Origin of the sequence: Bacillus sanguinis (genome assembly GCF_018332475.1) — a bacterium.
Classification (GTDB): Bacteria; Bacillota; Bacilli; order Bacillales; family Bacillaceae_G; genus Bacillus_A; species Bacillus_A sanguinis.
On record NZ_BOQB01000388.1, the window covers coordinates 1 to 586 of the forward strand.

The following is a 586-nucleotide window of genomic DNA, read 5'->3' on the forward strand; positions in this document are numbered from 1 at the left end:
ATAAAGGAAAAGTATTTTATGGTAATGATTGTTGCGAAGTAAGAGCTTGTAGTCATATTAACATTTCTAAGTCCGAACTTACAGAATTCGTTAGACTTCTTCAAGCTCTTGGCCAAGCTATTCAAGCTGTCTTTCAAAACCCTTCTCAAAATAATATCGATAACTTAATCGCGGCCCTAAATAACTTACAAAAATTCCTCAATTGCTTAGATTTATCTCCAGCACAAAAACAAATTGGAAATTCTATTATTGCTAATCTATTAACTATTTTAAGAACAACACCTTTCTCATGCGGAGCATTGTACGTTGAGCTACAAAGCCTGCTCAATTATTTATTGTATATCGCTAAGTTATTCAAAGTAGATTGTTGTACAATCGACAAACTAGTTAAACTCATAATAGAAATCCAAACTATCCTAGTTCAATACGGATCAGGATGCCTTGGAGGAGGCGCAACAGGTGCTACTGGACCTCAAGGTGCTACGGGGCCTCAAGGACCAGCTGGCGCTCAAGGTGCTACTGGTGCTCAAGGACCGGCTGGCGCTCAAGGTGCTACTGGTGCTCAAGGACCTCAAGGTGCTCAAGG

At 40.1% G+C, this 586-nt stretch carries 1 protein-coding gene; it reads left to right on the plus strand.

Annotated features, from left to right (window positions below; genetic code table 11):
- A partial coding sequence (locus KI369_RS26585; RefSeq protein ID WP_212958500.1) for a collagen-like protein occupies positions 1 to 586 on the plus strand: 586 nt, incomplete at both ends.